The sequence below is a fragment of the Desulfobulbus oligotrophicus genome (assembly GCF_016446285.1).
GTDB lineage: Bacteria > Desulfobacterota > Desulfobulbia > Desulfobulbales > Desulfobulbaceae > Desulfobulbus > Desulfobulbus oligotrophicus.
In genome coordinates this window covers 1,445,125-1,464,347 of record NZ_CP054140.1, presented here as the reverse complement: position 1 = coordinate 1,464,347, position 19,223 = coordinate 1,445,125, and the positions used below count along the sequence as shown (strand labels likewise).

Here is a 19,223-nt window from a genome sequence, read left to right as displayed (position 1 = left end):
TTTCTATGAACATATCGAATAGTATTTGCCTTAGCACCTGTTATCAACAGCCTTACGCATACCGCCTTTCCAAGGAAGTCATTGATTTTTTCCTATTTTGATATATAGTGCTGCCACAAATTGAACTGTTTTTACATCATCTAACGGAGGTTACAATGGCTGACGATAAAAAAACCAATGTTTGTCCCACCTGCAACGGTAAGGGAGTCATCGAGGGTGTTTGCGAGACAAGCAGTGAGTGGCAAGGAAAAACAGATGACGGTCAAGTTTGTACCCCTGACCAAAAGTGTCCGACATGCAAGGGGACAGGAAAAGTCGCCGGCTGAAAAACCTCTGCAGGCTTTACCATGTCTAAAATCAACACGCGGTAGCCCCACACTATCTTGCCCAAGGGCTTGACGCACCAGCCGCTACACCTAGCCCACAGAACACAGAAGCCGTCCGGCATGTCGTAACAATTTGCCGGATGGCTTATCTCTCTTTTCTGAACAATCGGATTTCGCTCAACTCTCCCATAATCCACGTTCCTTTCAATCCAAGCCCAAAAAACTGAAGACGAGAAACATCAGATACAGGGGAACTGACCATCCCTGAAATTGGATTTCCTGCCTGTCCCTAGAACTACCCCGCCAGCTCTGCTCCGGCAGCACAGCTCACCACAGCCGGCTCAACAGCAGATCATGCTGCTGAAGGGATAGAGTAATAATGGGTATGAATTTACCGATATACACACACCGATACTCCAAGAACAAGGTGTTGGTTCCTCTTTTGAAAAGTCTGGATGAGGGCCGACCGGCACGGATTTTCGTGTCGGCCGGCAGAGGATGAGAGGGTTGATTCTTACAGGTTTTCTTATCAGGAAAAGTGTTTGAAGATCAGTATATCCCCCTGTACTTCTTGCTCTGAAAGCGCAGGGGAGACGATGTCTTCTATCGGTCTCTGGAACCAACCTTCTGGGGTGAGATTAAAAAACGTTACTGCTGTATAGACATCTGCTTACTCTGCATCAGAATTATAAAAATTTATTAGCCTCCATATGTAGCACCAAATCCAGCATCCTATTGGAATACCCCCACTCGTTGTCGTACCAACTCATAACTTTCACGGTTGTACCCAATACTTTGGTGCATAGTCCATCAACAATGGAGGAGCGGGGATCTCCCTGAAAATCAATGGAAACCAACGGTTCTTCCGTGTACCCCAGGTATCGGTTGGCAGCATCAGACAGGGCTTTGTTGACCTCTGAAACTGTGGTCTCACGTTCCACCTCGATCACAACGTCAACAAGCGAAACATTCGGGGTAGGAACCCGGACCGCCAACCCATCAAATTTATTCTTCAGCTCCGGAATGACCAAAGATACGGCGGCAGCGGCACCGGTTTTCGTTGGTATCATAGACAGAGCAGCTGCCCTGGCCCGACGCAGATCAGAATGCGGAAAGTCAAGGATCCTTTGATCACCGGTATAAGAGTGTATCGTGGTCATCAGCCCGCGTTTAATCCCAAAATTAGCAAGAATAACCTGAGCAACCGGTGCAAGGCAGTTCGTGGTACAAGAGGCATTGGAGACCACATGATGCCGGGTGGGATCATATTCATCCTCATTCACCCCCATGACAATGGTTTTAACCTCTCCCTTGGCCGGTGCCGAAATAATGACCTTGCCGGCCCCGCCGTCAATATGTGCCTTCGCAGATTCCAGATCACGAAACAAGCCGGTGCACTCAAGTACGTACTCAGCCCCCAGAGTCGCCCATGGGATCTCGCCGGGTTTACGGAAACTGGTGATCGGGATGTTCTTCCCGTTTACAACAATACTGTTTTCAGCAACAGACACATCGTGCAAAAATCGACCCATCACTGAATCATACTTCAACAGATGGGCTATGGTTTTGACATCAGTTAAATCGTTGATACCGACTATCTCAATGTCTGCAAAAGCAGTGTCTTCACTCAAGGCACGAAAAATATTCCTGCCGATCCTACCAAAACCATTGATACCTACCTTTATAGCCATAACATACTCCTTGTATAAATTTGTTCCGACGAACTGTTGTATTTAGTCACTGGTAATCACAGCCTTTGCTCCACTGGTTAGTCTGTTTTCCTCAGCACAGTGACAGTTTTTTAGCTCCTCTCTGGTCCGAAGGCTCAACTGCTTTTTGCATATATTAAGCACACCCAAAATTAAGCACGGACGATAACTGCCCGCCAAGTGAAACAATAAAACAAGCTCGTCAACATTCTGTCAAGCAGCCATTCCAGCACAATCCAGCTGGATGCGATACAATTCCGTGGCACACAGCAAAAAACCTTTAAAACTCTCCGGCTGCCATCTTTTTTGCCCGTTGATAGAGTTCCAGGTAGGCAACCATCACTTTTTGCCAGGTATGAAGTTGCATAATTCGCTGCACAGCGGTCATCTGCATTGATCGTAAAACATGGGGTCGTTGCTGATACACGCGTACGGCTTCCAGAAGTGCATCAGCAAGCACTGTCGGCGTATTGTGCTGGTATGAAAAACCTGTCTCTTCGTGCACAACCTTAACCAATCCCCCAACATGGTGGACTATGGGTATATTGCCGAAAAGCTGGGCAATGTAATCGGTCAGACCACATGGCTCATAACGAGATGGAATAATAAAAAAATCACCGGCTGCATAGACTTTGTTTGCCAATAGTGGATCATAGCCCTTCAGAAAACAAACCCTTCTTTGAAACGACCCTGATGTTGCCAATCGCTCGATATCCACTTCGAACTCCCGCATCCCTGAACCAAGAAAGAGCACCTGAACAGCTGGATCCTGCCCCAACACCTCATGTAAAGCGCGGATAAAGATATCAACCCCCTTTTGCAAAGTCAGTCTGCCGACAAAGGTGCAAAGAGGCCTTTCAACATCATTGATCAGCTCACCGTACTGTCTGACCTGCTCCCAGGAGCCGTGGGCGGCTATTGCTGTAAGCAGATCAGCCTTGCATACTCTCTTCCCTTCAAAATCACCGTTAAACACATCGTAACGTGCCGCTATCCCTAATTGCTCGGCAAAACGAGGATCAAATGAACCAGGATCAATGCCATTGGTAATACCGGCAAGGGTGACACCTCTTTCCAAGAGGGCATGGCCAAGCCAGCCTGTCCGGGCATCTTCAGACGTCTGCTGTAATTCCAGGGCATACTGCTGACTGACCGTATTTATGACAGCATAATCCGCAGCAGCCATGAATGGATCAAAACTATCGTCTAATATCCCCCCCTGCACCACTCTTTCAGGAAGGCCTGTGATGGCTTGCGCAAACTTTAAATCGCCAATCTCCTGATGATACCCCTTCCCTGCATTATGAATGGTGACCACTGCACCTGTTCGACGGAAGTAATGACGATAACCAGCAGCTTCACGCATGATGGCGGGTAAGGTCGCCGAATGCCCATCGTGACAGTGAATAATATCGGGATGCTCATCAAGAAGAATCATCAGATCAAGGGCCGCTTTCTGCAGAAGGGTATTCATCGCAAAGAAATCATAGTGGCCCCGGCCCTTTTGCTGCCAGACAACTTCGCCTTCATCCTCCTCAGTATAGGTATAGACGTCTCGCTTTGTCGCATAACGATCAGCTTCCACCAGGAAGAGTGTTACTCCATTACGTTCGGTTTGCCAGACGGCGACGGGTTCTCGTCGCTCTTCATCCGCATAATCCATATCAACGTGAAAGATATGGTCATACCGCCGTGCACCGATGCGACCACTTGTCTGCGTAACGGGAAGGAGCCGACAACCGAGACGTTCGGTATTCATGAACCCGTAGCGGGGCAGCACCACGCGTACCATGCAATCAGCATGGGTAACCAATGTCTCAGCCAACTGGCGGCAGACATCCTTAACACCACCGGCTCCGGCCAGCTGATCATATTCACGGGTTACCATCCAAACACAACGGATACGGTTGTCTTGCTCCCCTGATAGCCCTGACACTTTCATACACTTTATCCCTTCTGCTTCTATGTATTTTTATCTTACAGGATAACTCTTCTCATGGATTCACAGGTCATCAGCTGTCCGTACCAACCACCTGTAAGATCTGGTCGGCCAGTTGTTCCGGTGTACTGTTGTCTGTGAGCAAACGCAGATCTGAACCTGTTCGGTAAAGAGGGGTGCGCCGTTCCAGTACTGTGCGAATTTCATCTGCAACAGTCTGGTCTGTTAAAGAGGGGCGCAGCTGCATGGAGTGAGGGTCATCCTGCAATCTTTGCTCAATGGTTTGCATAGCAGCGTCCAGCCAGACCACAAATCCATGTTGACGAAGTTGCAGCCACTCCTGCTGATGCTCGATTGCACCACCACCGGTCGCTAAAACCGTATGCCGGATGGTCTGCAACTCCCGGAGCAGTTTCGATTCGGATTGCCGAAAACAGTGCCAGCCATGACGGGCCACAACTTCCGAAATTGAAGCACCGAACCGTTGCGTCAGCAATTCGTCCATATCAAGAAAATTCCATTGTAAACGGGCGGCCAGGATTCTTCCCACCGTGGTCTTACCGGTTCCGCGAAAACCCGTCATTATGATATTGTTGCATGTTTGTTGTTTACACATGGCGTCAGCATAAAGGAAAGAGCACCAGCCCTTCAAGAGGAAAGGGCTCTTTTCTTTTTTTCTTTTCTTTTTGAGAAGATATCCTTACTATCTGGTGACAAACCCTCTAACATCTTCTTACTGCAATCATGGAATATAAAGATTACTATAAAATATTAGACGTTTCACGTGATGCTACCCAAGACCAGATAAAACAGGCCTATCGAAAGGTAGCCCGTAAATATCACCCCGATGTCAGCAAGGAAACCAATGCTGAAACTAAATTCAAGGAGATTGGTGAAGCCTATGAGGTGCTGAAAGATCCTGAAAAACGAGCTGCTTATGATAAATTCGGAACGAACTGGCAGCATGGACAGGACTTTGAAACACCTCCCAACTGGGACGCAGGCTTTGAATTTAGCGGAACCGGGTACTCTGCAGGTGATGCCGGCGATTTCAGTGATTTTTTTGAAGCACTGTTCGGGCATGCCCGCACGGAGAGCCGTCAGGACCGTAACGTGCGCATGCGAGGCAGTGACCAGCATGCAAAAATTGTTATTCCCATTGCTGATGCGTATCACGGCTCCCGTCAAACCATTACCTTAAGCAGACCTGTGGTAGATACTACCGGACGGGTGACCACCCGCCCCCACATACTACATGTAACCATACCTAAAGGCATTGTCGCGGGGCAGCGTATTCGCCTTGAAGGGCAGGGTTCACCCGGGTATGGAGAGAACATGGGCGGAGATCTTTATCTGGAAATCTCTTTTCAGGAAGACCGGCTCTTTCATGCCGAAAAAAGAGATATTCATCTTACTCTCCCCATCAGTCCATGGGAAGCAGCCTTAGGCGCCAAGGTTACTGTGCCGACTCTTGGCGGTAATGTCCAATTAAAAATTCCACCGGGATCACAGGCCGGTAAAAAACTTCGACTCAAGGGCAGAGGTCTCTGCACAGCCAGCCTCCTTGGCGACCAAATCGTCACATTACAGATTGTGGTACCAGAGGCACAGAATGAAGAGCAACGAGCCCTCTACCGTACCATGGCGGAAAAGATGGCGTTCAACCCACGTGCCGGACTGGAGAGCTAAACAATGACTGAACAAACGATTTACATTCAAGGTGTCGTGTTTAATGAAACAACCCGCTGCACCTTGTCCGACCTCTGCAGACTTTGCAATGTCAATACCGAGATGATTCACCAAATGATCGCTGAAGGCATCATCAGCCCGGAAGGACAATCAGAAATGGAGTGGCGTTTCACATCTCTTGCCATCAAAAGAGCACAAACAACAATGCGGTTGCACCGTGATCTTGAGGTCAATCTGCCCGGCTGTGCCCTGATCCTTGACCTGCTTGATGAGTTACAGGAATTACGCTGCCTTTCGCGGCGCCGGTAAACCAGAACTTCCAGTGTTTTCTTTTCTTCACCGTGTATCCACTGGCTGCTTTATTCCATCAGGTCGACATTGACTCATTCTTACTGGGTGGAATTGTAACAGCTGTACTGATTGCCCCGATTTTGTTCTGGAACCTCAGTCGCAGTCACCGACGGCACTGGACGTTGTCACATCGACTGGAACATGCACAGAAAACCTCTCAAAACAGTGCATCTGAACTTGAACGTCTGCAGGCAGAACACACACTGCTCACCAAAGAAGTACGCCGGCTTGATTTAGAAAACATCTCCTTACAGACAACCTGTACTGCCCTGCAACAGCAAACCCAGGAACGAAATCAGCTGTTCACCGAAGTCCGCCGGCAGATTGAACAGGATTTCCAGCTGTTGGCAGGAAAGATCATAACTGAGAAAGGTCAGGCCCTTACTGCTCAACACACCTCTGCTCTCACCATGCTCCTTCGTCCCTTTCACGGACAGTTACTGGAGTTCAAACGAAAGGTGGAAGAAATATACGACCAGGATCTCCGCGATCGTGTATCAATACTGAAAGAAATTGAACACCTCAAACAGCTGAACCGGCAAATAAGCATTGATGCGACCAACCTGACCGAGGCTCTTCAGGGGAGCAGTAAGGTACAGGGGCAATGGGGTGAGATGATTCTCACCAAACTTCTTGAGGCCTCCGGTCTTCGTAACGGTACTGAATTCGCGTTACAGGTCAGTTACAAGTCCGATGACGGATCAATCCTTCAACCGGATGCCCTGGTTTATCTGCCAGAGGATCGGACGATCATTATTGATGCCAAAGTCTCGCTCAAAGCCTTTGCCGAAGTGCACAGCGCCTCTGATGAGGCAGCCCGAACGCAACAGATCAAGTCGCATCTTGACTCGATCAAACGCCATATTAAACTCCTGGCAGCCAAACAGTATCAACAGTTACCAGGCCCCGGTGCCCTTGACTTCATCTTGCTGTTCATGCCGATTGAGGGGGCGTTCCAGCTCGCCTTGGAACATGATCCCGAGATACTTCTTTCCGCCATGGAGCAGAAAATCATCCTTACCAGTCCATCAACCCTGCTTGCCATCTTGCGCACCATTCATCATCTGTGGCGGATGGACGAACAAAACAGAAACAGTTTACTTATTGCCAAACAGGCAGGTAATCTTTATGATAAGTTCGTTGGCTTTACCGAGGCCTTTGAAGAAATTGGTCTTCGCCTCAATCAAACGCAGCAGGCATGGCACACGGCCCGAAACCGTTTAAGCACCGGCCGGGGCAATCTGATTGCCCGAACTGAGGCCCTAAAGCATCTGGGAGTGCAGACAAGTAGAAAACTCCCTGACTCTTTAACAAAAACGTCTTGCACGATTGGAGAATGATTATGAAACACTTGAGTATTTTTGCATTACTGGCCCTTTTACTCCTCTCTTCCTGTGCCACAAGGGGGCAAACAGGTGCGGCCGGTGGTGCAGCAGCAGGTGCTCTCATCGGCCAGGCAATTGGCCATAATACAGGCGCAACCCTCATCGGGGCAGCTGTAGGCGGCATGCTCGGTTATATTGTTGGCAACGAAATGGATAAATATGACCGTGAACAGCTGAACCATGCGTATGAACGAGGTATGTCCAACCAGCGCTCTTCCTGGGTAAATCCGGACAGCGGTAACCAATATGCGGTAACACCGCAGCCGGCCTATCAGGATGCGAGCTCCAGCCAGGTGTGTCGACGCGCTGAGATTGAAGCGATTATCGACGGTAAACGTCAGAAGACATACAGCACTGCCTGTCGTGACCAGTACGGTACATGGCAACTCCGGTAAGATCGTACGCAGTGCAGTGAGCCGACCATGGTTCGGGGCGAGATAGCTGTTATCACCGGCAAGCGGTTGGAGATGATAGACATAACCAACCGCTTGCAACACGAGGTGTCCTCTTTCGACTGTAAGGACGGCATCGTTATTCTCTACAACCCACATACAACGGCTGGCCTGTTGATTAACGAGGGAGCTGATCCGGATGTGCAAAAAGATATTCTTGGCGCACTGTCTCGGATCATCCCTTCGGACTACCCATACCTTCATGGTGAAGGTAATTCACCGGCTCATCTTATGACCGCTGTTACCGCCTCCTCTGTAACCCTGATACTGCAGAACAGGCGGTTACAACTCGGTACCTGGCAACGTCTTTTCTTCTGTGAGTTTGATGGTCCGCGCAGCCGGAAAGTCTGGTGGAAATTTCTGGCAGGGTAAGAAGATGTTTTTTGGACTTGACCGCACTACCGACGAAAAATCGCTTATCACCTTTCTGCGTCAGTTCAGTGATACGAACCTTCTCTCCTCTTTGGTACCCCGCATGAGCGAGGAAGAGATCCACCAGGTGGTTGATCTCCTGACAGTGATCATGCGCAACCACCTGAGCAGTGATGAGTATCACCGGCTCTTTCTCAACGAAGAGCATCAGCACCACTGATTGCCCAGAACAAACAGCACTCAATCATACCGCATGCACTATCCGACCGATCTACGCCAATATATTGATTTACTTAAAAAAAATAATCAACTGCTCACCATTGACGCACCGGTTGATCCGTACCTGGAAATAGCTGAAATTCATCGAAGAGTCATCGCCCAAGGAGGACCGGCCCTTCTTTTTACACGAGTAAAGCACTCTACCTTCCCAGTGGTAACAAATCTTTTCGGGACCAATCAACGGCTGGAACTGGCTTTCGGCCGTCGACCACTTGATTTTGTGCAGCGGCTGGTTGATCTGGTGAACCATTCCATGCCACCGTCCCTGCAAACACTCTGGCAGGCTCGCGACCTGCTTCTACAGGGCGCTCGTGTCGGCCTGAAAACGGTTAAAAAAGGCCCGATACTTGAATGTCGACAACAACCGGCGCGGCTTACGGAATTGCCTATGCTCACATCCTGGCATTCTGATGGAGGAGCCTTTGTGACCCTGCCTTTGGTGTACACTGAGCATCCGGATGGTTTAGGACATAACCTGGGGATGTATCGGACCCAAAGATTTGATGACACCACCACCGGCATCCACTGGCAAATCCACAAAGGGGGAGGATATCACTATCTCGCTGCTGAACAAAAAAACCAACCCCTTCCCCTGACCCTCTACATTGGCGGGCCTCCGGCTCTCATACTTGCCGCCATAGCCCCTTTACCTGAAAATATACCAGAGTTACTCCTTGCCTCTTTGCTGCAGGGAAGCAAGTTGCATATGGTCACTGATCCCCTTGGTGGACATCCGCTTATTGCTGAAGCTGAATTTGCCATCAAAGGTTCGGTTCCCCCCCATCTCCGCCGACCGGAAGGACCATTTGGAGATCATTACGGCTACAACTCATTGCAGCATGACTACCCGGTCTTTCAGACAACACACCTGTACCATCGACGCGATGCCATCTACCCGGCCACTGTTGTCGGTCGCCCCAGGCAGGAAGATTTTTTTATCGGCGATTTCCTTCAGGAGCTGCTTTCTCCACTGTTCCCGCTTGTTATGAAAGGGGTTGTGCAGTTGAAAACTTTTGGAGAGACCGGTTTTCACTGCCTGGCAGCAGCAAGAGTTACCGACCGGTATCCTCGCGAAGCCTTTGCTGCGGGTTTGCGGATTCTTGGCGAGGGACAACTTTCTTTAACCAAGTTTCTCCTTCTGACCGATGGCAGCATTGATGTTGCAGACTTTCCAAAACTCTGGCAGCACATTCTGGAACGTATTCACTGGCAGCGTGATTTATTTATCTTTGCCAACGTATCCCAGGACACCCTGGATTATACAGGACCATCGGTTAACAAAGGTTCCAAAGCCATGATGCTTGGTCTCGGCCGGGAAAAACTCCGTGATCTGCCCACTGCATTTTCCGGATCCCTGCCGGAGCACTGCAGTCATCCTTTGACTTTCCTTCCCGGCACCCTGGTCGTTCAAGGTGAGTCGTATGAAAACGCACCTCAGCTCGCCTTGCATTTGGCCCGTCATGCCGGAGTAGCTCCATGGCCAGTCATTCTGCTCGTTGACTCGACAAAAGAGGCGACCTGCTCGTTACAGGAATTTCTCTGGACGTTCTTCACCCGTTTTGAACCGGCTGCTGATATCCATGGACGAGAACAAACCGTCCATCGTTTTCATGTCGGTCTTGAACCGCCGATCGTCTTTGATTGTCGAATGAAACCCTGGTACACTGAGGTCCTAGAAGTTGACCCTGCCACCAAACAACAGGTCGATGACCGGATCGCCGCACTTCTTCCCAGACAATTCCATTGAATCCGTCTTGTAAATCATCCGGATCACTGTCCTCAGATGCATAGCCTGGTGGAGGAACGACTGCAAAAGATCCTGGCCAAGGCGGGACTTGCCTCTCGCCGTGGTGCAGAGCAGCTCATTCGTGAAGGCCGGATTCAGGTGAACGGACAAGTCGTCACAAATATGGGCTGCAAAGCCCATCCATTACGGGACATCATCACCTTTGATGGTAAACAGATCTCTTTTGAGCACAGAGTGTACATCCTGCTCAATAAACCTGCCGGCTATGTCACTACGCTCTCGGATCCGCAGGGGCGACCTGTTGTCACTGATCTCGTGGCCGACATCCCGCTTCGTCTTTTTCCGGTTGGGCGACTGGACATTGAGACCGAAGGAGCATTGCTGATGACCAACGATGGCGCCTTGACCAACAGCATCCTTCATCCCCGATTTGAAGTAAAAAAAACCTATGAGGCCCTGGTCAGCGGTTCTCCCTCTTCCAGTGCCCTCAGGCATCTCAGCCAGGGAATAGAAATCGACGGCATCCGGACCAGGCCCGCAAAAATTCGTGTACTCAATAAAACCCACACTCAGACATTGATCGAAATTGTCATTCATGAAGGAAAAAAACGACAGGTACGAAAAATGTTTCAAGCCGTCCATCACAAGGTTCTGCACTTGAAAAGAGTTGCCTATGGTAAACTCACTCTGGGTACGTTGGCTTCAGGGAAATATAGAATTCTTACAGAAACAGACATAAAAAAAATCTTTTCGTAAAAAATCCTTTACAATCAAAAACATACCTGATTAAATTTCACAACAATGTGAATATAATTTTCCAACAAGAGATGTATCACTGACAGTAAACTAGCGAGGAGCTAACAGGTATCCGTGATGAAGGGGTCCCTGAAGGAGGACGCGAATGAACAAGTCAGAACTAATAGAAGCCTTAGCCGAAGCGACAAACATTCCAGTCCAGGAGGCAGCTTCAATAACCAATACCATTATTGAAACCATGAGCGACGCTCTCGCCCGCGGTGAATCCATCGAGATCAGGGGCTTTGGGAGCTTCGTTGTCAAAGAATATGACTCCTATACCGGCCGGAATCCGAAAACCGGCGAAAAGATCAAGGTAAAACCCAAAAAATTACCTTTTTTCAAGGTTGGCAAGGATCTGCGAGAGCGGGTCAACAAGATGAGCTGATAAAACCCTACCTGCCCTTCTTCTCTTTACGCATTGGTACTCTTTGCGATAACTTCACCCACTAAATCATATGTATGCGCCTCGGTGATACGTACCGGAACAATATCACCGGGGCTTACATTCCCTGAGGTGATGTACACACATCCGTCAATTTCCGGTGCCTGAAACCTGCTTCTCCCCTCCAGCAGAAGGTCGGTCTCCTGACTCACACCTTCAATTAAAACCGGTTCTACCCGTCCTACAAATCGATGCTGGCGCTGGGTGCTGATCTTGGCCTGAACCTCCATAATCAGCTGATAACGTCTCTTTTTTTCCTGCGCCGACACCTTTGCAGACAATGCAGAGGCAAGGCTCCCCTCTTCGTCGTGGTATTGAAAAACACCGACATGATCGAGTTGCCAACGTTCAAGGGCCGCACGCAAAATTTCAACATCTTTTTCGGTTTCACCTGGAAAGCCAACAATAAGGGTTGTGCGAATGGCGCACTCAGGCAGTTGCGATCGGATACGTCGCACCACATCGTCAAGATCGGCTTGACGGTAATGCCGATTCATCGCGGTTAAGACCGTATCACTGGCGTGTTGGAATGGTACGTCAATATACGGCAATATTCGCGGTTGCTGAACCATGAGCTGCAAAAGGGCATCACTGATACCGCTTGGATAGGCATACAGCAGACGAAACCATGGGATTGAAGTGTGTTCCAGAAGCGACTCTAATAACAAAACCAAATCAGCAGGCTCTTGCAAATCACGCCCATAACCGGTCAGATCTTGTGCAACAAGGGACAGCTCACGTACCCCAAGCTGCTCCAGCTGGACAGCTTCACTGGTTAAATCCGAGATGGTCCGGCTACGTAACACACCTCTGATCGAAGGGATCAGACAATAGGTACAACGATTGTTGCATCCCTCAGTAATCTTTAAATAAGAGCGGTACGGTGGGGTTGCGATCCGACGGGAAATACGGCTATCCATTAAAAAATCGGCCGCTCCGGAGGTAACGATACATCGTGTGCCGGATTCAATGTCCGCTACCAGCTCATCCAGACGATGAAAATCATCAAGGCCAACAAATAAATCCACCTCAGGCAACTCCTCGACCAACGCCTCGCCGTATCGTTGCACCATACAGCCGGCAACAACCAGCAACTGTCCAGGACATTTTTCTTTATTCTCGGCCAGGGTTAAAACTGTGTCGATGGCCTCTTCAACTGCGGGGCGAATAAAGCCGCAGGTGTTGATCAACACCAACGTTGCAAGATCAGCTGACGCGACCAGGCGATAACCAGCACGTTCCAGAGCGGCCAGCATGACCTCTGAGTCAATCAAATTCTTGGGACAGCCTAAGCTCACCATGTATAACGTTTTCAAGCTAACTCACCTTCCTGCAAAAACACGCAAAGCTGACCAAGCTGCCGCCGAGAATCCGCTTGAAACCGTTTCAGCTGAAACCGGGGAACCCAGTTTTCAAGAAACAAGGCATCAGACACCTTCATAACCGCCGCAAGACTGATCCGGCGGTAGGCGGCAACAGTACGCAAAGCCGTATACTCCATATCAACAGCCAAAATACCGCGTGCGCTGTATTGGACTACTTTTTGACGGGTTTCTCTGTACAACGCATCTGTCGTCCAGATCAATCCCTGGCTTACCTGGTGACCGGCATTTGTCAAGACACGCACAAGTAAAGAGTGCCACTCTTCATCATAATAAGGATCATTCAGGGGATAATGAGCACTTGTTCCTTCCTCACACATCCCCACCCCTGTGGGAGAAAAAAGAGCGCCGGGTTGTAGGGACGCATGTAATGAGCCACACCAGCCGTACACAACAACTTTACGTGCTCCAAGGGCAATCAATTTTTCCAGGGTGAGGGCCGCCATCGGTGCGCCGACTGTCGGTCCGGCCAAAAAAAAGGTAGCCCCGGAGTACAGCTTTGCATGAAAAAGTCTGTGCTCCTGTAAACCATACAGTTGGGCAAGTTTGAAAAAAGATGAGGTATCAGTGGGGTTGGCAGCTAAAATACCAAGAGCAGGTAAACCCGGCTCATTTTTTTTTTAGACGGATCAATACAACAAGTATCCATGGCACACTGCATAAAAAAAGGCTGCGACAACAGCATCGCAGCCTTTTTAATCTGTAAAGACTCTTTTATCTCGACGTCCTGTTTACATACCAAGTGCTGCTTTGAAGGGGTTGGCATAGAGAAGAATAAAGGCAATAACCAACCCGTAAATAGCGATAGATTCACAGAGAGCCATACCAAGAATCATGGTGGTGGTTATTGCACCTCTAGCTTCAGGATTACGAGCAACCCCGTCACAAGCACCGCGCAAACCGTGCCCCATACCTATACCAGCACCAAAACCGGCAAGACCAATACTAAGGGCGGCACCGATGCAAATCAGGGCAAGACTAAGTTTATCCATTGTTGTGTTCCTCCAAAATAAGTGAAATATGTTGGCCTTCTTCTCCGTTACACGGAAATTAAAATCGATTTAATGCGCCTCCCCCATTGCTCCGGCACAGTACAACAGGGAAAGAAGAACAAACACCACTGCCTGGATCACCGAGACCAGAACTCCAAGACAGAGGATAGGCAGCGGGGCAAAAAATGCACCGGCAAGCATAAAGAGAACACCGAGCAAAACCTCTTTGGCGAGGATGTTACCAAAAAGTCGCATGGAGAGTGAGATCAGTCGTGCAAAGTTACTGATAAGCTCCAACAAGAACATGAAGGGTGCCATTACCTTGCTCGGCCCCATGAAGTGCTTGTAGTACCGTAAACCATGATACTTAAAACCAAGAAAGTGATGAGTCACCCAGACAATGAGGGTCATGGCCAATGTGATATTGATACTGGACGTCGGCGACATGAACCCGGGAATAAGACCGATCATATTGGAGATTATGATATAGAAAAAGAAGGTGGCCATCATCGGGAACAGCATCTTCGCCCCTTTCTCTCCAAGGTTTTCGGTAAAGAAATCCATCAAACCGCCAACCATCACCTCCCAGAAATTCTGTCCACTGCCGGGCACCATCTCCAGCTTCCCGATCGTTAATCTCGGCACTATGATCAGCAGGATCATGACCATCCAGGTATAGGTCATATACGGCTCACAAATTTTCTCAAGAAGCGTTGCTCCGACCGGAGTGTGCGGCACCGGTAACCCCAACGCCTGAAGGATCAGAGAGATGAATAATATCGGATGTTCCATAGCCTGCTCACTCCTCAAACTTTGTTCAGCGTCCAGCGCCTGCCAGCGCTTAAGCCAATAATGACGATGCTCACCACAACTGTGACACAACCAAAAATCAATCCAACCACATTAATGGGAATATGATTGGCTATCACAAACAAAAAGAGCCCGATAACAGTCAATCGGGCAAAGGTTCTCAAAAAAAACCTGGTTTTTTCACTGCCGATGACCACTGTTTCCACAGTCTGACTCAAGCTCACTTTGTGTATCAATCGCTGGGCATCGCGTTTCAACAACAGAAAACTGCCATTGACCAGCACCGCACCAATTAAGAGCGACTGTGCGAACGGCCAGCCTGCCACAAACCAACTTCCCAGCACAAGTATCAGCGTCAGGATCGCGCTGCAGACAACTATCCGGGTAAGTATGCAAGTGATGTCCTTTGGTTCTCCAGAACAAGCCTGATCATTCATCTTCTATTTTCCTGGCCATATCCCAAAGCCCCTTAAAGCCAGCGGCAACTCCAAACCCGAAAAAAATAAACGTAAGCCACGGGGCGGTTTTTCCTGCAAAAACTTTGTGGTCAAGTATCCATCCCATCCCAAAACCGATCAGAATGGAAAACACAAATGACATTCCAGCCTGGCTGTACAGCGCCAATTGCCGGAATGTCTCCTTGCGGTCATTCAATATCTCCGCTCCCACTGTCTATCTATCCAGGTGCAACAATCAGGGCTAGTGGTAGCATGCTCAACCGGCAAAGGCAACAAATTTTAATCTATTTCATCAATTTTTTGAATGAGGATTCAGCCGCGACCAGTGCCTTTTCCAAGTGCTTGCGTTCATGTGCTGCTGAAACAAAAAGTGCTTCGAACTGCGATGGCGCCAACCAGATCCCCTGGGATCGCATCTGACGATAGTACTCTCCATACAGATCGGTCTCTGCATGCGAGGCACTCTGGAAATCCGTCACCGGATCAGGGGTAAAAAAACAGGTCATCATTGAACCCACCCTGTTCAAAACAACCGGAACCGACAAGGAGGCAGCCACCGCATTCAATGCATTACCGAACCACTCGCTTTTCTCTTCCAGCTCCTTATAAAATCCAGGCTGCTTGACAATGCCAAGCGTAGCCAGCCCGGCTGCCATGGCAAGTGGATTTCCCGATAAAGTGCCGGCCTGATAGACCGGTCCCTCCGGGGCAATTAAGTCCATAATATCACTCCTCCCCCCATATGCCCCCACCGGCAGACCGCCTCCTATGATTTTCCCAAGGCAGGTCAGATCAGGGGTGACATCAAAATACTCCTGGGCACCCCCCAGTGCCAGACGAAATCCGGTAATGACCTCATCAAAAATAAGGACAATACCAAGTTCACTGGTCAGTTGACGAAGTTTTTGCAAAAAGGTTTCTGACGGCGGCACCACTCCCATGTTCCCGGCTACCGGCTCAACAATGACACAGGCGATATCAAGCTCCGGGTTGCGTAAAGTCGCATCCAGCACAGCCTCATCGTTGTATGGAATCGAAATGGTATTTTTGACAATATCATCAGGAACACCAGGGCTTCCAGGTATACCAAGCGTTATCAGACCTGAACCTGCCTTGACTAAAAAAGAATCCGCGTGGCCATGGTAACAACCGTCAAACTTCACAACCATCTTGCGCCCGGTGTATCCTCGGGCGAGCCGGACGGCACTCATGGTTGCTTCGGTGCCGGAGTTGACAAAACGAACCTTTTCAAGTGAAGGAACAGCTGCACACACCTCAGCGGCCAGGTCAATCTCCAGGGGAGAAGGAGCTCCGAAACTCGTCCCTCGACCGGCCGTACTCCTGATAGCTTCTACAACTTCGGGATGAGCATGGCCGACAATCATCGGCCCCCAGGAGCCAACGAAGTCGACAAAACGGTTCCCGTCAACATCAGTGATCGTGCATCCTGATGCTTCAGCAACAAATAAGGGGTCTGTCCCAACGGCTCGACAGGCCCGAACCGGCGAATTGACGCCGCCGGGAATCAGTGTCCTGGCATCTGTAAACAACTGCATAGAATGTTCTGTCTTCATCGGACCTCCTATAGAAATATGCAAGAAACATTGCATCACAAGAAAAGCATAAGTTATATAATAAATTATGTTTTCCTGTCAAAATTAAAAAATGAAGACCAGCGTCATCGCCAGTGTTCACGCGGTTAATCAATTTCTCCTTGTCACTATGGGGTCGGCAGAGTAGAATGGCAAATTTGGAAAATATCATCATATGATCGCAAGGAACGAAAAGCGAAAATTATGAATTTGCTCATTTTTTATGGCAAGCTAAAAGGAGAAGGACAAAATGGCAAGTGACAAAGTAATCCACGTCTCTGACAGCGAGTTCGATAGCACCGTCATCGGCAATGCACTCCCCTGTCTGGTTGATTTCTGGGCTCCATGGTGTGGCCCCTGTAAGGCAATCGGTCCGGCCATTGATGAGCTGGCCGGTGAATTTGAAGGAAAGGTTGTCATCGCCAAGATGAATGTTGACGATAATCCCGCCACCCCGGGCAAGTTTGGTATTCGTGCCATTCCCACCCTCATTCTGTTCAAGGGGGGAGAAGTTGTCGATCAGATCACCGGCGCTGTAGGCAAGACACAGTTACAGGAACTTATTAAAAAAGCTATCTGACGCCTTTTCTCCGGCACGGTTCTTTTCGACTCTGCATTGAAAGCACCGTGCCGTTTTTGTTATAGGTGAACATGCAACACGCTCAGTATCAGCTGATCATAGTTGGAGGTGGGCCCGCAGGCTTAACCGCCGGATTATACGCGGCTCGCGGTCGCCTCAAAGTTTTGCTCCTTGAAAGGGGGGCAACCGGCGGTCAGGTTCTTGTTACCGACTGGGTCGACAACTATCCCGGTTTCGTCGAAGGGATATCAGGGTTTGATCTCATGGATAAGATGACAGCACATGCTGATCGTTTCGGCCTTGAGAAACGGTTTGCAACCATTACATCCCTTGAGCTCACCGATAACATCAAAACCGTTGTCCTTGAAAACGGAGAAGCTCTTACCGCAAGAACCATTCTTCTCTGCACAGGTGCCAAACCAAAAAAACTCGAAATTCCAGGGGAATATACCTTTGCCGGTCGTGGGGTTTCGTACTGTGCAACCTGTGACGGGCCATTTTACCGTCATCAAAAAATCGCTGTCGTTGGTGGTGGAAACACCGCTATTCAAGATGCCCTGCACTTAACCAAATTCGCTGACAGGGTAACGGTCATTCACCGACGTGATACGTTGCGGGCGACCAAAGTTCTGCAGGAAAAAGCGTTCTGCAATTCGAAAATCGATTTCATCTGGAACACACAGGTCACGGCAATCAAGGGAGATAAAAACGGTGTCCAGAGTCTCAGCCTCAAACACCGAAATGATGAGGAGTCGACCCTTCAGGTGACCGGGATCTTCATTTTCATCGGCACCACACCCAACAACGAACTCTTCCCTGCCGGACACCTCCGAACAGATGCTGGTGGATTTATTATAACCGATGCTGATATGGCAACGTCTATTCCGGGTGTCTACGCTGCGGGCGATATCTGCAGCAAAAATTTTCGTCAGATTATAAACGCTGCCGGTGAAGGTGCGGTTGCTGAGTTAGCAATAGAACACTACCTCGGTAACCAAACTCTGGAACAACCGCTCAACTGCAGTGAATAAGGTTCTCGCTCATGCCTCCATCTCAAAACACATATCATACGGCCATCTCACGGTTTGCAGTGATGTTTTTACTCATAACCATGAGCGTCTGTTCAGGATGCTCCACGTTCAGTGGAATGTTCAGCAAACTCACCTTCGGAGAGGAGGAAGAACCAAAATCTTTGCCGCCCGAAGAACTGATTGTTCTTGGTATGGATGCCTACAATACCGGTAACTACAGCGAGGCCATAAAGCAGTTCAAAATTATCCTTGACGAGCACCCGTTCAGCACTCAGGCCATGTTGGCACAACTAAAATCTGCTGACGCCCATTATTATGACAAACAGTATGCTGAAGCCAAGGTGTTCTACAAATCCTTCGAGGAACGGCATCCCACCAATGAGGCTATACCCTATGTCTTGTTTCAAACCGGTATGTGTGATTATAACAGGACCGATCGTATTGACAGAGACATTTCCGGGCCCAAAGAGGCCATCAAATCATTTAACCGCCTGATCAACGCCTATCCCCAGTCTCCCTATGCCAAGGAGGCAAAATCACGCATCAAAGATGCCACGGAGTTTCTCGTCAACCATGAGTACATGGTCGCTGTTTTTTATGTACGCACAGCCCGGTACGACGAGGCCAGGCACAGGTTAAAATATCTTTTGACTCGGTATCCCGATTCAAGTCTCGCTCCTAAAGCAGAAGAGCTTCTCACGCATCTGGAAGCGGGCAACAAACCGGAATGGGGGATGAATCGATGGATGCCGGAATTTATGACCAAGGCGCCATCTGAGAGAAAGGAAGAAAAAGAAGCAGAAAACCTGCCGGAAATACCACCTGAAGTTTCAGAACCACTTGCCCCGGAAAATGCACCTGAACTGGACAACCTGTAACAACCGAACCA

At 49.2% G+C, this 19,223-nt stretch carries 22 protein-coding genes; 12 read left to right on the top strand and 10 right to left on the bottom strand.

The features are described from left to right. Window positions 1-1,012: 1,012 nt before the first annotated feature. The 3 genes from gap to HP555_RS06560 all read right to left on the bottom strand — a co-directional run bounded on the left by gap (window position 1,013) and on the right by HP555_RS06560 (window position 4,557). Window positions 1,013-2,017, bottom strand: coding sequence for a type I glyceraldehyde-3-phosphate dehydrogenase (gene gap, locus HP555_RS06570; protein WP_199264374.1), 1,005 nt, complete (start codon window positions 2,015-2,017; stop codon window positions 1,013-1,015). 298 nt (window positions 2,018-2,315) lie between these two features. After that, window positions 2,316-3,923: a glycogen synthase gene (locus HP555_RS06565; RefSeq protein WP_199264373.1), complete on the bottom strand. Its 1,608-nt coding sequence runs from the start codon at window positions 3,921-3,923 to the stop codon at window positions 2,316-2,318. Between the two features lie 124 nt (window positions 3,924-4,047). Beyond that, window positions 4,048-4,557, bottom strand: coding sequence for a shikimate kinase (locus HP555_RS06560; RefSeq protein WP_199264372.1), 510 nt, complete (start codon window positions 4,555-4,557; stop codon window positions 4,048-4,050). Between the two features lie 161 nt (window positions 4,558-4,718). Between HP555_RS06560 and HP555_RS06555 the strand changes: the two genes are divergently transcribed. From HP555_RS06555 to HP555_RS06515, 9 genes are all read left to right on the top strand, one after another. Next, window positions 4,719-5,663 (top strand): DnaJ C-terminal domain-containing protein, encoded by a 945-nt coding sequence (locus HP555_RS06555; protein ID WP_199264371.1) that lies wholly within the window; start codon window positions 4,719-4,721, stop codon window positions 5,661-5,663. 3 nt (window positions 5,664-5,666) lie between these two features. Next, window positions 5,667-5,972: a chaperone modulator CbpM gene (locus tag HP555_RS06550; protein WP_199264370.1), complete on the top strand. Its 306-nt coding sequence runs from the start codon at window positions 5,667-5,669 to the stop codon at window positions 5,970-5,972. Window positions 5,973-6,004: 32 nt separating this feature from the next. Further along, entirely contained in the window at window positions 6,005-7,354 is a 1,350-nt protein-coding gene (locus HP555_RS06545) for a DNA recombination protein RmuC (protein WP_233249277.1), read from the top strand. Between the two features lie 2 nt (window positions 7,355-7,356). Then, window positions 7,357-7,794 (top strand): glycine zipper domain-containing protein, encoded by a 438-nt coding sequence (locus HP555_RS06540; RefSeq protein WP_199264368.1) that lies wholly within the window; start codon window positions 7,357-7,359, stop codon window positions 7,792-7,794. A gap of 27 nt (window positions 7,795-7,821) precedes the next feature. After that, a complete protein-coding gene (locus HP555_RS06535; protein WP_199264367.1) occupies window positions 7,822-8,223 on the top strand; it encodes a secondary thiamine-phosphate synthase enzyme YjbQ in 402 nt (133 codons plus the stop codon). 4 nt (window positions 8,224-8,227) lie between these two features. Further along, on the top strand, window positions 8,228-8,443 hold the full coding sequence (locus HP555_RS06530; protein WP_199264366.1) for a hypothetical protein: 216 nt from the start codon (window positions 8,228-8,230) through the stop codon (window positions 8,441-8,443). A 33-nt stretch (window positions 8,444-8,476) separates the two neighbouring features. Then, window positions 8,477-10,249 carry a UbiD family decarboxylase gene (locus HP555_RS06525; protein WP_199264365.1) on the top strand — a complete coding sequence of 591 codons (1,773 nt, stop codon included), beginning with the start codon at window positions 8,477-8,479 and terminating at the stop codon, window positions 10,247-10,249. A gap of 36 nt (window positions 10,250-10,285) precedes the next feature. Beyond that, entirely contained in the window at window positions 10,286-11,005 is a 720-nt protein-coding gene (locus HP555_RS06520; protein ID WP_233249276.1) for a pseudouridine synthase, read from the top strand. 145 nt (window positions 11,006-11,150) lie between these two features. Then, window positions 11,151-11,432: an HU family DNA-binding protein gene (locus tag HP555_RS06515; protein WP_199264364.1), complete on the top strand. Its 282-nt coding sequence runs from the start codon at window positions 11,151-11,153 to the stop codon at window positions 11,430-11,432. A gap of 26 nt (window positions 11,433-11,458) precedes the next feature. Here the strand turns inward: HP555_RS06515 and rimO are convergent, their stop codons facing one another. From rimO to hemL, 7 genes are all read right to left on the bottom strand, one after another. Continuing rightward, window positions 11,459-12,805: a 30S ribosomal protein S12 methylthiotransferase RimO gene (gene rimO / locus HP555_RS06510; RefSeq protein ID WP_199264363.1), complete on the bottom strand. Its 1,347-nt coding sequence runs from the start codon at window positions 12,803-12,805 to the stop codon at window positions 11,459-11,461. Continuing rightward, the gene (locus HP555_RS06505; protein ID WP_269846869.1) at window positions 12,802-13,407 is read right to left on the bottom strand and encodes a nucleoside phosphorylase; all 606 of its coding nucleotides are present in this window, start codon (window positions 13,405-13,407) and stop codon (window positions 12,802-12,804) included. Before HP555_RS06505 ends, rimO begins: the two co-directional genes overlap by 4 nt. A gap of 195 nt (window positions 13,408-13,602) precedes the next feature. Continuing rightward, entirely contained in the window at window positions 13,603-13,863 is a 261-nt protein-coding gene (gene atpE / locus HP555_RS06500; RefSeq protein ID WP_199264362.1) for an ATP synthase F0 subunit C, read from the bottom strand. Window positions 13,864-13,932: 69 nt separating this feature from the next. Beyond that, window positions 13,933-14,655, bottom strand: a complete 723-nt coding sequence (atpB, locus tag HP555_RS06495; RefSeq protein WP_199264361.1) for a F0F1 ATP synthase subunit A — start codon at window positions 14,653-14,655, stop codon at window positions 13,933-13,935. A gap of 14 nt (window positions 14,656-14,669) precedes the next feature. Then, entirely contained in the window at window positions 14,670-15,110 is a 441-nt protein-coding gene (locus HP555_RS06490; protein ID WP_199264360.1) for an ATP synthase subunit I, read from the bottom strand. After that, window positions 15,103-15,327 (bottom strand): AtpZ/AtpI family protein, encoded by a 225-nt coding sequence (locus HP555_RS06485; RefSeq protein WP_233249274.1) that lies wholly within the window; start codon window positions 15,325-15,327, stop codon window positions 15,103-15,105. Before HP555_RS06485 ends, HP555_RS06490 begins: the two co-directional genes overlap by 8 nt. A gap of 88 nt (window positions 15,328-15,415) precedes the next feature. After that, window positions 15,416-16,705, bottom strand: coding sequence for a glutamate-1-semialdehyde 2,1-aminomutase (hemL, locus tag HP555_RS06480; RefSeq protein WP_199264359.1), 1,290 nt, complete (start codon window positions 16,703-16,705; stop codon window positions 15,416-15,418). A 268-nt stretch (window positions 16,706-16,973) separates the two neighbouring features. Between hemL and trxA the strand changes: the two genes are divergently transcribed. From trxA to HP555_RS06465, 3 genes are all read left to right on the top strand, one after another. Further along, window positions 16,974-17,303, top strand: a complete 330-nt coding sequence (gene trxA / locus HP555_RS06475) for a thioredoxin (protein ID WP_199264358.1) — start codon at window positions 16,974-16,976, stop codon at window positions 17,301-17,303. 71 nt (window positions 17,304-17,374) lie between these two features. After that, window positions 17,375-18,334: a thioredoxin-disulfide reductase gene (gene trxB, locus HP555_RS06470; RefSeq protein WP_199264357.1), complete on the top strand. Its 960-nt coding sequence runs from the start codon at window positions 17,375-17,377 to the stop codon at window positions 18,332-18,334. Between the two features lie 62 nt (window positions 18,335-18,396). After that, a complete protein-coding gene (locus HP555_RS06465) occupies window positions 18,397-19,212 on the top strand; it encodes an outer membrane protein assembly factor BamD (protein WP_199264356.1) in 816 nt (271 codons plus the stop codon). Window positions 19,213-19,223 lie beyond the last annotated feature (11 nt).